This window comes from Micromonospora pisi (genome assembly GCF_003633685.1).
Lineage (GTDB): Bacteria > Actinomycetota > Actinomycetes > Mycobacteriales > Micromonosporaceae > Micromonospora_G > Micromonospora_G pisi.
Map to the genome: position 1 here is coordinate 5,136,838 of NZ_RBKT01000001.1, position 13,857 is coordinate 5,150,694.

8 protein-coding genes are annotated in these 13,857 nt (G+C 66.7%); all 8 read left to right on the plus strand.

The window, feature by feature from the left end; genetic code table 11:
• Positions 1-329: 329 nt before the first annotated feature.
• Positions 330-3,761, plus strand: coding sequence for a DNA-directed RNA polymerase subunit beta (rpoB, locus tag BDK92_RS21925; protein WP_121158398.1), 3,432 nt, complete (start codon positions 330-332; stop codon positions 3,759-3,761).
• 90 nt (positions 3,762-3,851) lie between these two features.
• A complete protein-coding gene (locus tag BDK92_RS21930; RefSeq protein WP_121158399.1) occupies positions 3,852-7,742 on the plus strand; it encodes a DNA-directed RNA polymerase subunit beta' in 3,891 nt (1,296 codons plus the stop codon).
• Positions 7,743-7,823: 81 nt separating this feature from the next.
• Positions 7,824-8,177, plus strand: a complete 354-nt coding sequence (locus tag BDK92_RS21935; protein ID WP_121162472.1) for a hypothetical protein — start codon at positions 7,824-7,826, stop codon at positions 8,175-8,177.
• Positions 8,178-8,267: 90 nt separating this feature from the next.
• A complete protein-coding gene (locus BDK92_RS21940; protein ID WP_246017182.1) occupies positions 8,268-8,792 on the plus strand; it encodes a DUF4190 domain-containing protein in 525 nt (174 codons plus the stop codon).
• 463 nt (positions 8,793-9,255) lie between these two features.
• On the plus strand, positions 9,256-9,630 hold the full coding sequence (gene rpsL, locus BDK92_RS21945; protein WP_007465318.1) for a 30S ribosomal protein S12: 375 nt from the start codon (positions 9,256-9,258) through the stop codon (positions 9,628-9,630).
• A gap of 1 nt (position 9,631) precedes the next feature.
• Complete coding sequence (gene rpsG, locus BDK92_RS21950; RefSeq protein ID WP_121158400.1) at positions 9,632-10,102, plus strand: 30S ribosomal protein S7; 471 nt, start codon at positions 9,632-9,634, stop codon at positions 10,100-10,102.
• Between the two features lie 71 nt (positions 10,103-10,173).
• On the plus strand, positions 10,174-12,270 hold the full coding sequence (fusA, locus tag BDK92_RS21955) for an elongation factor G (RefSeq protein ID WP_121158401.1): 2,097 nt from the start codon (positions 10,174-10,176) through the stop codon (positions 12,268-12,270).
• 233 nt (positions 12,271-12,503) lie between these two features.
• Positions 12,504-13,697, plus strand: a complete 1,194-nt coding sequence (tuf, locus tag BDK92_RS21960) for an elongation factor Tu (protein WP_121158402.1) — start codon at positions 12,504-12,506, stop codon at positions 13,695-13,697.
• Positions 13,698-13,857 lie beyond the last annotated feature (160 nt).

The window sequence follows — 13,857 nt, forward strand, 5'->3', positions numbered from 1 at the left end:
CACCAGCAAGACCTTCCGCGCTTGCGACGGCCATCACTCAGGTGGTGCCGGTGGCCCCGCTACCGACACGACCAGAGTCGCCTGCGGGGAGCGTGCGAAGACGTGCGAGCGCGTATCTGAACGCGTGGCGGCCTCGGGCCTCGGCACGTTTCGCAACGCCCTGCCGTGCCGGGCTGGACAGCGGTTAGCCTCTCGGCTACACTGCTAGTTTGCGCTGCCTTCCGACTTGACCCCTGCTCGGAATGTCCGATTGCGGATATTTCTAGTGGGGTCATTGGAGTGCACGCGTAACAGCCGTTCTGCAGCACCGGTCCTCGGAAGGACGCATCTTGGCAGCTTCCCGCCCTGCGAAGACCAGTCGTACGTCGAGCGCATTCGCGCCCCGCCGAATCTCATTCGGCAGGATCACCGAACACCTCGAGGTCCCCAACCTCCTCGCCATCCAGAACGAGTCATTTGACTGGCTGGTTGGCAACGAGGCTTGGCAGGGCCGGTCGGCCGACGACCCGCACGCACGCTCGGGTCTCGCGGAGATCCTCGACGAGATCAGCCCGATTGAGGACTTCTCCGGCACTATGTCCCTGTCCTTCTCCGCTCCGCGCTTCGACGAGGTCAAGGCCTCGATCGAAGAGTGCAAGGAGAAGGATCTGACCTACTGCGCTCCGCTCTTCGTGACCGCGGAGTTCACCAACAACACCACTGGCGAGATCAAGAGCCAGACGGTGTTCATGGGTGACTTCCCGATGATGACGCCGAAGGGCACCTTCATCATCAACGGCACCGAGCGCGTCGTGGTCAGTCAGCTCGTCCGGTCTCCGGGCGTCTACTTCGACAAGCAGCCGGACAAGACCTCCGACCGCGACCTCTCCAGCGTCAAGGTCATCCCTAGCCGGGGTGCCTGGCTGGAGTTCGACATCGACAAGAGAGATACGGTCGGTGTCCGCATCGACCGTAAGCGCCGGCAGGCCGTCACCGTCCTGCTCAAGGCGATCGGTTGGACCGGCGAGCAGATTCGCGAGCGGTTCGGCTGGTCCGAGCTGATGATGACCACCCTGGAGAAGGACCACATCGCCGGGGTGGACGAGGCACTGCTCGACATCTACCGCAAGCTCCGGCCGGGTGAGCCGCCGACGCGCGAGAACGCCCAGACCCTGCTCGACAACCTCTTCTTCAACCCGAAGCGGTATGACGTAGCCAAGGTCGGCCGGTACAAGTTCAACAAGAAGCTCGAACTACAGGTGCCGATCACCACCGGCACGCTGACCGAGGACGACGTCGTCGCCACCGTGGAGTACCTCTGCCGGCTGCATGCCGGTGAGGAGGGCTACGAAGCCGACGACATCGACCACTTCGGCAACCGGCGGCTGCGTACCGTGGGCGAGCTGATCCAGAACCAGGTCCGGGTCGGTCTTTCCCGGATGGAGCGGGTTGTCCGCGAGCGGATGACCACCCAGGACGTCGAGGCGATCACGCCGCAGACCCTGATCAACATCCGCCCGGTGGTGGCGGCGATCAAGGAGTTCTTCGGTACGTCGCAGCTGTCCCAGTTCATGGACCAGACCAACCCGCTGGCGGGTCTTACCCACCGGCGCCGGCTGAGCGCGCTCGGCCCGGGTGGTCTCTCCCGTGAGCGGGCCGGCTTCGAGGTCCGGGACGTGCACCCGTCGCACTACGGCCGGATGTGCCCGATCGAGACGCCGGAAGGCCCGAACATCGGCCTGATCGGCGCGTTGTCCACCTTCGGGCGGGTCAACCCCTTCGGGTTCATCGAGACGCCGTACCGCAAGGTGGTCGAGGGTCAGGTCACCGACCAGATCGACTACCTGACCGCGGACGAGGAGGACCGGTACGTCAAGGCGCAGGCCAACGCCCCGCTGCGGGCCGACGGTCACTTCGCCGAGGACCGGGTTCTGGTTCGTCGGAAGGGCGGTGAGGTCGACTACGTCGCCCCGACGGCGGTCGACTACATGGACGTCTCGCCGCGTCAGATGACGTCGGTCGCGACCGCCATGATTCCGTTCCTCGAGCACGACGACGCCAACCGGGCACTGATGGGCGCGAATATGCAGCGCCAGGCGGTGCCGCTGGTCAAGGCGGAGGCGCCGCTGGTCGGCACCGGCATGGAATACCGTGCCGCCGTCGACGCCGGCGACGTGGTTGTCGCCGAGGTCGGTGGAGTGGTCGAGGACCTCTGCGCCGACTACGTGACGGTGCACCAGGACGACGGCCACCGGCGTACCTACCTGCTGCACAAGTTCCGCCGCTCCAACGCCGGCTCCTGCGTCAACCAGAAGCCGGTCGTCTTCGAGGGTGACCGTGTCGAGGCCGGCCAGGTCATCGCCGACGGTCCCTGCACCGACGAGGGCGAGATGGCGCTCGGGCGCAACCTGCTCGTGGCGTTCATGCCCTGGGAGGGTCACAACTACGAGGACGCGATCATCCTGTCGCAGCGCCTCGTGCAGCAGGACGCCCTCACCTCGATCCACATCGAGGAGCACGAGGTCGACGCCCGCGACACCAAGCTGGGCCCGGAGGAGATCACCCGCGACATCCCGAACGTCAGCGAGGAAATGCTCGCCGACCTCGACGAGCGCGGCATCATCCGGATCGGTGCGGAGGTCGTACCCGGCGACATCCTGGTCGGCAAGGTCACGCCCAAGGGCGAGACCGAGCTGACCCCGGAGGAGCGCCTGCTCCGCGCGATCTTCGGTGAGAAGGCGCGTGAGGTTCGGGACACCTCGCTGAAGGTTCCGCACGGCGAGACCGGCACGGTCATCGGTGTGCGTACCTTCTCCCGCGAGGACGGCGACGAACTGCCGCCGGGGGTCAACGAGCTGGTCCGTGTCTACGTGGCCCAGAAGCGGAAGATCCAGGACGGTGACAAGCTCGCCGGCCGGCACGGCAACAAGGGTGTCATCTCCAAGATCCTGCCGGTCGAGGACATGCCGTTCCTTGAGGACGGCACGCCGGTCGACATCGTGCTCAACCCGCTCGGTGTGCCGAGCCGGATGAACATCGGTCAGGTGCTGGAGACCCACCTGGGCTGGGTAGCCAAGACCGGGTGGCAGGTCGAGGGCGACGACGCGGACTGGAAGCGCCAACTGCGCTCGATCGACGCCGACTCGTCCGAGCCGGACACCAACGTCGCGACTCCGGTCTTCGACGGTGCCCGCGAGGAGGAGATCGCCGGTCTGCTCTCGTCGACCCTGCCTAACCGGGACGGCAAGCAGCTCATCGGCGCGAGCGGAAAGGCACAGCTGTTCGACGGCCGCTCCGGCGAACCGCTGCCGTCCCCGATCGCGGTCGGCTACATCTACATCCTGAAGCTGAACCACCTGGTCGACGACAAGATCCACGCTCGGTCGACCGGCCCGTACTCGATGATCACGCAGCAGCCGCTGGGTGGTAAGGCGCAGTTCGGTGGCCAGCGGTTCGGCGAGATGGAGTGCTGGGCGATGCAGGCGTACGGCGCCGCCTACGCCCTGCAGGAGTTGCTGACGATCAAGTCCGATGACGTGCTGGGCCGAGTCAAGGTCTACGAGGCGATCGTCAAGGGCGAGAACATTCCCGAGCCGGGCATCCCGGAGTCGTTCAAGGTGCTGCTCAAGGAGCTGCAGTCGCTGTGCCTCAATGTTGAGGTGCTTTCCAGCGACGGCGTGGCCCTGGAAATGCGCGAAACCGACGACGAGGTCTTCCGCGCGGCGGAGGAACTTGGTATCGACCTGTCCCGGCGTGAGCCGAGCTCGGTCGAAGAGGTGTGAGGCGAAAGGTCTGGGGCAGGGCTCGCCCTGCCCCAGACCTTCCCCGGGAGAGCTAGCAACGAATAAGACACGACACGAGGGATACATAACGTGCTCGACGTCAACTTCTTCGACGAGTTGCGCATTGGCCTGGCTACCGCGGACGACATCCGCCAGTGGTCGCACGGCGAGGTTAAGAAGCCCGAGACGATCAACTACCGCACCCTGAAGCCGGAAAAGGACGGGCTCTTCTGCGAGAAGATCTTCGGTCCGCAGCGGGACTGGGAGTGCTACTGCGGTAAGTACAAGCGGGTCCGGTTCAAGGGCATCATCTGTGAGCGCTGTGGGGTCGAGGTCACTCGCTCCAAGGTACGGCGTGAGCGGATGGGCCACATCGAGCTGGCCGCCTCCGTGACGCACATCTGGTACTTCAAGGGCGTTCCCAGCCGGCTGGGCTACCTGCTCGACCTGGCTCCCAAGGACCTCGAGAAGATCATCTACTTCGCATCGTACGTGGTCACCAGCGTGGACGCCGAGGCGCGTCACCGCGACCTGTCCACGATCGAGAACGAGATCCTGGCCGAGAAGCGTCAGGCGGAGAACAGTCGCGACTCGGAGATCGAGAAGCGGGCCTCCAAGCTGGAAGCCGACCTGGCCGAGCTCGAGTCCGAGGGTGCCAAGGCCGACGTGCGCCGCAAGGTCAAAGAGGGCGGCGAGCGCGAGATGCGCCAGATCCGCGACCGTGCGCAGCGTGAGATCGACCGGCTCGACGAGGTGCTCGACACCTTCCGCAAGCTGGACTCGAAGCAGCTGGTCACCGACGAGCTGCTCTACCGCGAGCTGCGGGACCGCTTCGGTGAGTACTTCACCGGCGGCATGGGTGCCGAGGCGATCAAGGCGCTGGTCCAGAACATGGACCTCGACGCCGAGGCGGAGAACCTCCGCGAGATCATCCGTTCCGGCAAGGGCCAGCGGAAGATCCGGGCGCTCAAGCGGCTCAAGGTCGTCGCGGCGTTCCTGAACACCCGCAACTCCCCGCTCGGCATGGTTCTGGACTGCGTCCCGGTCATCCCGCCGGACCTGCGCCCCATGGTGCAGCTCGACGGTGGCCGCTTCGCGACCTCGGACCTGAACGACCTCTACCGCCGGGTGATCAACCGGAACAACCGGCTCAAGCGCCTGATCGACCTGGGTGCGCCCGAGATCATCGTGAACAACGAGAAGCGGATGCTGCAGGAGGCCGTCGACGCGCTGTTCGACAACGGCCGCCGTGGCCGGCCGGTCACCGGCCCGGGTAACCGCCCGCTGAAGTCGCTCTCCGACATGCTCAAGGGCAAGCAGGGTCGGTTCCGTCAGAACCTGCTCGGCAAGCGCGTCGACTACTCCGGCCGTTCGGTCATCGTGGTCGGCCCGCAGCTCAAGCTGCACCAGTGTGGCCTGCCCAAGCAGATGGCGCTGGAGCTGTTCAAGCCGTTCGTGATGAAGCGCCTGGTGGACCTCAACCACGCGCAGAACATCAAGTCCGCGAAGCGGATGGTCGAGCGGCAGCGGCCGGTCGTCTGGGACGTGCTGGAAGAGGTCATCGGCGAGCACCCGGTGCTGCTCAACCGGGCGCCGACCCTGCACCGTCTGGGCATCCAGGCCTTCGAACCGCAGCTGGTCGAGGGCAAGGCGATCCAGATCCACCCGCTGGTCTGCACCGCGTTCAACGCGGACTTCGACGGTGACCAGATGGCGGTGCACGTACCGCTCTCCGCCGAGGCCCAGGCCGAGGCGCGGATTCTGATGCTGTCGTCGAACAACATCCTCAAGCCGGCCGACGGTAAGCCGGTCACCATGCCGACGCAGGACATGGTTATCGGGCTCTACTACCTCACCCACCTCACCCCCGGTGAGATCGGTGAGGGTCGGGCGTTCAGCTCGGACGCCGAGGCGCGGATGGCCTTCGACAACGGGGAGCTGCACCTGCAGACCCCGATCAAGATCCGCCTGCACGGCGTGATCGGCGTCGACAACGGGGTGGGCCAGCCGAAGTGGACCGAGCCGGAGGGCTGGGTCGCGGGAGAGCCGCTCACCGTGGAGACCACGCTGGGTCGGGTGCTGTTCAACGAGACCCTGCCGCAGGGCTACCGGTTCGTGAACTACGAGATCCGCAAGGGTCAGCTCTCCGCGATCGTCAACGATCTCGCCGAGCGGTTCCCGAAGGTGGCGCTGGCCGCGACCCTCGACGGGCTCAAGGAGGCCGGGTTCCACTGGGCCACCTGGTCCGGCGTGACGATCGGTATGCAGGACGTCATCGCGCCGCCGCGCAAGCCGGAGATCCTGGAGCGGTACGAGAAGGAAGCCGACCGGATCGACAAGCAGTACCAGCGGGGTCTGATGACCGCCGAGGAACGTCGCGGCGAGCTCATCGAGATCTGGACCAAGGCGACCAACGAGGTCGCCAAGGAGATGGAAACCGCGCTACCGCAGGAGAACCCGCTCTGGGTCATGATCAACTCGGGTGCCCGCGGTAACCTGCTCCAGCTCCGTCAGATCGCCGCGATCCGTGGCCTGGTGGCGAACCCCAAGGGTGAGATCATCCCGCGGCCGATCAAGGCCAGCTACCGGGAAGGCCTCTCCGTACTGGAGTACTTCATCTCCACGCACGGTGCCCGTAAGGGTCTGGCCGACACCGCGCTGCGTACCGCCGACTCGGGTTACCTGACCCGTCGTCTGGTGGACGTCTCGCAGGACGTGATCATCCGTGAGGAGGACTGCGGCACTGACCGGGCCATCCCGATGCAGGTCGGCCAGTTCCTTGAGGGCGGCAAGCTGGTGGTGCACACGCACGCCGAGACCGGTGTGCATGCTCGTACCCTGGCGGACGACATCAAGGGCACCGACGGCAACGTGGTCGCCGAGCGGGGCATGGACCTCAACTCCATCCTGGTCGACAAGATCGTCGAGGCCGGTGTCGAGACGGTCCGGGTGCGCAGCGTGCTCACCTGCGAGTCCAAGCTCGGTGTCTGTGCCGCCTGCTACGGCCGTTCGCTGCCGACCGGTAAGTCGGTCGACATCGGCGAGGCGGTCGGCATCATCGCGGCCCAGTCGATCGGTGAGCCGGGCACGCAGCTGACCATGCGTACCTTCCACACCGGTGGTGTCGCGGGTGAGGACATCACCCAGGGTCTGCCGCGTGTGCAGGAGATCTTCGAGGCCCGGGTGCCGAAGGGTAAGGCGCCCATCGCCGACACCCCGGGACGCATCCGGATCGAGGACGGCGAGCGCTCGCGGAAGATCATCGTGGTTCCGGACGACGGCAGTGAGGAGATCGTGTACGACAAGATCTCCAAGCGCGTCAAGCTGCGGGCTCACGACGGCGACCACGTGGCGGTCGGCGAGAAGCTCACCGAGGGCACGATCGACCCGCACGAGCTCCTGCGGATCATGGGTCCGCGGGCGGTCCAGGTCCACCTGACCAGTGAGGTCCAGGAGGTCTACCGCTCGCAGGGTGTGCTCATCCACGACAAGCACATCGAGATCATCATCCGCCAGATGCTCAAGCGGGTGACGGTGATCGACTCCGGTGCGACCGAGTTCCTGCCGGGTGTGCTGGTCGACCGGGCGCTGTTCGAGTCGGAGAACCGCCGGCTCGTCTCCGAGGGCGGCGAGCCTGCCGCTGGTCGGCCGGTGCTGATGGGTATCACCAAGGCGTCGCTGGCCACGGACTCGTGGCTGTCGGCGGCCTCCTTCCAGGAGACCACCCGGGTGCTCACCGACGCGGCGATCAACGCGCGTAGTGACTCGCTCATCGGTCTCAAGGAGAACGTCATCATCGGTAAGCTCATCCCGGCGGGTACTGGCATCAGCAAGTACCGCAACGTCCGGGTGGAGCCGACCGAGGAGGCGAAGGCCAAGGTCTACTCGATGACCGGATACCCCGAGACCGACTACGGTTTCGGTCCGGCCAGCGGGCAGGCGGTTCCGCTGGACGACTTCGACTTCGGGTCGTACCGCTAACCAGAACGGATCCGGGCGCCCCGCGTGTCGTAACGACGACGCGCGGGGCGCCCGCCGTATTTGTAGGGTGGCGAGGTGGAGATGACGCCGTCGACCGTGCCCGGACCGGTGCTGCGGCATCCGCTCGATCCGGACCCGGTACCTTCGACCAAGGCCCGTACGGTCTACGCCCTGGGGTTGGTGGCCGCGTTGACCGGGATCCTGCTCGGCGGCATCGTGCCGGCCACGGTCGCGTTGCTGCTGCTCCGCCAGGCCCGCCGGGAGGCGTACGCCTCCGCCGGTTATCTCACCGGCGGGGACCTGCTGCGTCGCGGCGAACGGCTCGCCTGGATCGGCATCGTGCTGGCGGCGGCGACGACCGTGGTGCTGCTCGTGATCGGCCTGCTGAACCTGGCGGGTACGCCGGGGCAGGACTTCGCCCCCACCATCGACTAGTGCGCGGACTGCCTAGAGTATGGGGACTCGTAGGGGCCGGAGCCGATCCGGTCGGCGTTGCGCGAGCAGGGCTCTCGGAGGGGGACGTCGGTGACGGATGAGGCGCGGCCACCCCTCGGGGCGGGCGGTCAGCCCGCCACGTACCCGACGATGGCGACCGGACCGGGGCCGACCGGCGTCGGCGGACCGGTGCCGATGCCGCCCCGCGAGACATGGCGCCCGCCGCGCCGGGTCGACGCCGTCCCCGGCACGCCGTTCGGGCTCGCCTACCTGGATGTGCCGCCGATCATCTCTGGCCTGGCGGTCGGTGCCCTGGTGGCCGGCATCGGCTCGATCATGGTCGCCCTGGTGGTGCTCTGTTTCGGCTTGCTTGGTGCGAGCGGCGGCTGGGGAGCGTGGGCCGCGGGCGCGTTCGGGGTACTCGGGACCCTGCTCGGCGCCGCCGCGATCGTGCTGGGCGTGGTTGGCCGGCGGCAGACCCGGCGTAACGCTCCGCCACCGGCGGTCCGATTCGCCGGTGCGGGACTCGCGTCGGCCGGCGTCTGGTGCGGTGTCGCCGGGTTGGCGGTGACCGTGCTGGCGTTCGGGTTGGCCGTGATCCTTCAGCTGAGCTGAGGCCTCCGGCACGGCTGACCGGGGGCCGGCCGGGCGTTTCCGGCAGGGGCCGGTACACTTGACGACAGCGGTGCCTGTTATAGGCGCGCGGGTCGGACGGAGTGAGCAAGGCCACGGCGTGGCTTTTGCACCGAACCCCGTTTTGACCTGGGTGCTTCTGATAGGTACCCTTCCCCTCGTGCCCGGGCTCGCCCGGGCAACTCGTGCGTGCTCCCGAGTCGGTTCCCGGCTAACGAGCGGCATCACGACACAGTCGAAAAGGTCGGCGGGCGACGTCCGCTGGCCGGGAAACCCGCTGCGGGCGAGAGCGCGCGACGGGACCGTGGAAGGGCGACACGCCCGACCGCGGGTACCGGAGCCATCCGCGGACGGGTTCGGTTGGAATGTAGGAGAGTCACCCACCCGGGCGACTACGACCAAGGCGCGACCGCCAGGCAGGCGGTCGGAGGGAGCGGAAAACCCGGTGCCCACCATTCAGCAGTTGGTCCGAAAGGGCCGCCAGGCTAAGACGACGAAGACCAAGACGCCCGCGCTGAAGGGCAGCCCGCAGCGGCGCGGCGTGTGCACGCGTGTTTACACGACCACCCCGAAGAAGCCGAACTCGGCGCTGCGCAAGGTCGCTCGTGTGAAGCTGAGCAGCCAGATCGAGGTGACCGCGTACATCCCGGGCGTGGGGCACAACCTGCAGGAGCACTCGATCGTGCTCGTTCGCGGTGGCCGGGTGAAGGACCTCCCCGGCGTGCGCTACAAGATCGTCCGCGGCTCGCTCGACACCCAGGGCGTTCGTAACCGCAAGCAGGCGCGCAGCCGTTACGGCGCGAAGAAGGAGAAGAGCTGACATGCCGCGTAAGGGACCCGCTCCGCGCCGGCCGTTGGTCGCCGACCCGGTGTACAACTCGCCGCTGGTCACCCAGCTGGTGAACAAGATCCTGCTCCGTGGCAAGCGTCAGCTCGCCGAGCGCATCGTCTACGGCGCCCTTGAGGGCTGCCGGGAGAAGTCGGGCACCGACCCGGTCGTCACCCTCAAGCGGGCGATGGACAACGTGAAGCCGACGCTGGAGGTGCGCAGCCGCCGGGTCGGTGGCGCCACCTACCAGGTGCCGGTCGAGGTTCGCCCGGCCCGGGCGACCACCCTCGGACTGCGCTGGCTCGTGACGTACTCCAAGGCGCGTCGTGAGAAGACCATGATCGAGCGCCTGATGAACGAGCTGCTCGACGCGAGCAACGGCCTCGGTGCCGCCGTCAAGCGGCGCGAGGACACGCACAAGATGGCCGAGTCGAACAAGGCCTTCGCGCACTACCGCTGGTAACACGCCTCGTGCCGCCGCCGCAGGGCGGCGGCACGACCAGGTTGTCGAGACGACGATAAGTAGGGATTGAAGTGGCCGCCGCAGACGCGCTCGCCAAGGTACGCAACATCGGCATCATGGCGCACATCGATGCTGGTAAGACCACGACCACCGAGCGGATCCTGTTCTACACCGGCATCACGTACAAGATCGGTGAGGTCCACGAGGGCGCCGCCGTCATGGACTGGATGGAGCAGGAGCAGGAGCGGGGGATCACCATCACCTCCGCCGCCACCAAGTGTGAGTGGAAGGGCCACACGATCCAGATCATCGACACGCCCGGCCACGTCGACTTCACGGTCGAGGTCGAGCGGTCGCTGCGGGTGCTGGACGGTGCGGTCGCGGTGTACGACGGGGTCGCCGGCGTGGAGCCGCAGACCGAGAACGTCTGGCGCCAGGCGGACAAGTACAACGTCCCCCGGATGTGCTTCGTCAACAAGCTCGACCGGACCGGCGCTGACTTCTTCCGCTGCGTGCAGATGATGATCGAGCGGCTGAACGCCACCCCGCTGGTGCTGCAGATCCCGATCGGGCTCGAAGGTGACCACATCGGTGTCGTCGACCTGATCGGGATGCGCGCGCTGACCTGGCGTGGCGAGACCCAGAAGGGCGAGGACTACGCGATCGAGGAGATCCCGGCCGACCTCGCCGCTTCCGCCGCCGAGTGGCGCGACAAGCTGCTCGAGACCCTGGCCGACGTCGACGACTCGGTGATGGAGAAGTACCTCGAGGGCGAGGAGATCGCCGCCGACGAGATCAAGGCCGCCATCCGGCGTGCCACGATCGCCGGCAAGGCGAACCCGGTGCTCTGCGGTTCGGCGTTCAAGAACAAGGGCGTCCAGCCGATGCTCGACGCCGTGGTCGACTTCCTCCCGTCGCCGCTGGACATCCCGGCGGTCGAGGGCACCGCGCTCGACGGCGAGACCGTGCTGCTGCGCAAGCCCAGCAACGACGAGCCGTTCGCTGGCCTGGCCTTCAAGATCCAGACCGACAAGCACCTCGGCAAGCTGACCTACGTACGGGTCTACTCCGGCACGCTCGAATCCGGTTCCCAGGTGGTCAACTCCACCAAGGACCGCAAGGAGCGGATCGGCAAGATCTACCAGATGCACGCCAACAAGCGGGAAGAGCGTCCTACCGCCCAGGCTGGCGACATCATCGCGGTCCAGGGTCTGAAGCAGACCACCACCGGTGACACGCTCTCCGACCCGGCGAACCCGGTCATCCTGGAATCGATGACGTTCCCGGAGCCGGTCATCAACGTGGCGATCGAGCCGAAGACCAAGTCCGACCAGGAGAAGCTCGGCACCGCGATCCAGCGGCTGGCCGAGGAGGACCCGACGTTCCGGGTCAAGCTCGACGAGGAGACCGGCCAGACGGTCATCTCCGGCATGGGCGAGCTGCACCTGGACATCCTGGTCGACCGGATGCGCCGCGAGTTCAACGTCGAGGCGAACATCGGCAAGCCGCAGGTGGCGTACCGCGAGACGATCCGCCGCAAGGTGGACAAGGTCGAGCACACGCACAAGAAGCAGACCGGTGGTTCGGGTCAGTACGCCCGGGTCATCGTCAGCCTCGAGCCGCTGCCGCTCGGCAACGACCAGCCGACGTACGAGTTCGTGAACGCGGTCAGCGGTGGTCGTATCCCGCGGGAGTTCATCCCGTCGGTGGACGCCGGAGCCCAGGACGCCATGCAGTACGGCACCCTGGCCGGTTACCCGCTGGTCGGCCTGAAGCTGACGCTGCTCGACGGTCAGTACCACGAGGTCGACTCGTCTGAAATGGCGTTCAAGATCGCCGGTTCGATGGTGCTCAAGGAAGCGGCCCGCAAGGCCGACCCGGCACTGCTCGAGCCGATGATGGCCGTCGAGGTCACCACCCCTGAGGAAAACATGGGTGACGTCATCGGCGACATCAACTCCCGCCGCGGCATCATCCAGGCCATGGAGGAGCGGAGCGGTGCTCGCATCGTCCGCGCCCTGGTGCCGCTGTCGGAGATGTTCGGCTATGTCGGCGACCTGCGGTCGAAGACCCAGGGCCGGGCTAGCTACAGCATGCAGTTCGACTCCTACGCCGAGGTTCCGCAGAGCGTCGCGAAGGAGATCATCGCGAAGGCGACGGGTGAGTAGCGCGACACGCGTCACTCGTCCGTAGCCGGGCCGGTGATACCGCTAAGGCCATAGGCGGGTAATCTCGCCGCGGCCTGCACGGGCCGGGCTGCAAGAGACCGGGCCTGAAGGTTTCACCGCCGCAAGACCCAAGTACTTCCCGGCCGAAATGGGCCGGTAAGGCTGTCGACAGAGTCCTGAACGCCGAATGGCGTGCCGGGCGTACGAACCAAGAAGTCCACAGGAGGACACCAGTGGCGAAGGCGAAGTTCGAGCGGACTAAGCCGCACGTCAACATCGGCACCATTGGTCACATCGACCACGGTAAGACGACGCTGACGGCGGCCATCACCAAGGTCCTGCACGACAAGATGCCCGACCTCAACCCGTACACGCCGTTCGACGAGATCGACAAGGCGCCGGAGGAGAAGGCCCGCGGCATCACGATCTCGATCGCACACGTCGAGTACCAGACCGAGGCGCGGCACTACGCGCACGTTGACTGCCCCGGTCACGCCGACTACATCAAGAACATGATCACCGGTGCCGCGCAGATGGACGGCGCGATCCTGGTGGTCGCGGCGACCGACGGCCCGATGCCGCAGACCCGCGAGCACGTGCTGCTGGCCCGCCAGGTTGGCGTGCCGTACATCGTCGTGGCGCTCAACAAGAGCGACATGGTCGATGACGAGGAGCTCCTGGAGCTCGTCGAGCTCGAGGTTCGTGAGCTGCTCTCGGGCCAGGAGTACCCGGGCGACGACCTGCCGGTCGTCCGCGTCTCGGCGCTGAAGGCGCTCGAGGGCGACCCGGAGTGGACCGACCGGCTCATGGAGCTCATGGCCGCGGTCGACACCTCGATCCCGCAGCCGGCCCGTGAGACCGACAAGCCGTTCCTGATGCCGGTCGAGGACGTGTTCACGATCACCGGTCGTGGCACCGTCGTCACCGGTCGGGTCGAGCGTGGCGTGCTCCTGCCGAACGAGGATGTCGAGCTCGTCGGTATCAAGGAGAAGAGCTTCAAGACCAAGGTCACCGCGATCGAGATGTTCCGCAAGACCCTGGAGGACGCTCGCGCAGGCGAGAACGTCGGCCTCCTGCTGCGCGGTACCAAGCGCGACGAGGTCGAGCGTGGCATGGTCGTGGTGAAGCCGGGCTCGAACACCCCGCACACCGAGTTCGAGGCGACCGTCTACATCCTCTCCAAGGAGGAGGGTGGACGGCACACCCCGTTCTTCCAGAACTACCGTCCGCAGTTCTACTTCCGGACCACGGACGTTACCGGCGTCGTCACGCTGCCCGAGGGCACCGAGATGGTCATGCCGGGCGACAACACGACGATGTCCGTCAAGCTGATCCAGCCCATCGCGATGGAGGACAACCTCAAGTTCGCGATCCGGGAGGGTGGCCGGACGGTCGGCGCCGGGTTCGTCACGAAGATCGTAAAGTAAAAAGGTAACCCCGATTAGCGTTGCCGTGCGGTAGTACGGCATACTGGTCAGGTTGCGTACCGACCGTTTGTCGGCGTGCGCCCGGGACTCCCGGGTAAGTGCTGACGATAAGTCGCGCGCAGGGTGGTTGACCGCCACACGTGGTCAACCACCCTCGCAC

Bases quoted from the DNA above. Each gene is read 5' to 3' on its own strand.
- rpsG (WP_121158400.1), top strand. From the start codon at position 9,632: ATGCCGCGTAAGGGACCCGCTCCGCGCCGGCCGTTGGTCGCCGACCCG.
- BDK92_RS21935 (WP_121162472.1), top strand. From the start codon at position 7,824: ATGACGCCGTCGACCGTGCCCGGACCGGTGCTGCGGCATCCGCTCGAT.